General features: G+C 49.9%; 1 protein-coding gene. It reads right to left on the reverse strand.

The window, feature by feature from the left end:
• Positions 1-703: DHH family phosphoesterase (locus tag A3750_RS20485; RefSeq protein ID WP_197475202.1), on the reverse strand; the 703-nt coding region annotated here is incomplete at both ends.

Raw genomic sequence — 703 nt, forward strand, 5'->3', positions numbered from 1 at the left:
AACAGCGTTTTTAATCTCTCTACCGGCCACCTCAAATAAGGCAGAGATGCCCGGGCGCGCGCGCCCTGCTCGCATTCGTCGAATACCCTGCTCAACCAAAATCCGATTGTTAAAATCTAGTGGGACCAAGTCAGCGACTGTACCGAGAGCAACCAAATCAAGGTAATCAGCCATGTTAGGCTCTTTAATCGACTGTTTTGAGAACCATTCCGACTCACGAAGGCGCGCACGTAATGCAGACATCACATAAAAAATAACACCTACGCCGGCCAAGGCTTTACTTGGAAACTCACATTCTGGCTGAGCAGGATTGACGATGGCGTCCGCATCGGGGAGCGAATCCCCTGGAAGGTGATGATCCGTGACAATCACTTTCATCCCTAATTCGTGCGCACGGGCCACCCCCTCGAAACTCGAAATACCATTATCAACAGTAAGGAGAATATCGGGACTATTCTGGCCCGCCAGCTCAACGATCTCAGGCGTTAGCCCATAACCGAATTTAAAACGATCGGGTACAAGGTAACCGCAGTCCTTTGCCCCCATCGCAGTTAACGCCTCTACCGCAAGCGTGCTACTGGTTGCACCATCAGCGTCGAAATCACCAATAATCGTAATTTTTTGACCAGATGTTAGGGCTGTTACGAGTAGGTTTACAGCGGAATCAAGCCCCTTAAGACTTGTTAAATCTGCGAGACGTGAC

The organism is Oleiphilus sp. HI0079 (assembly GCF_001635105.1).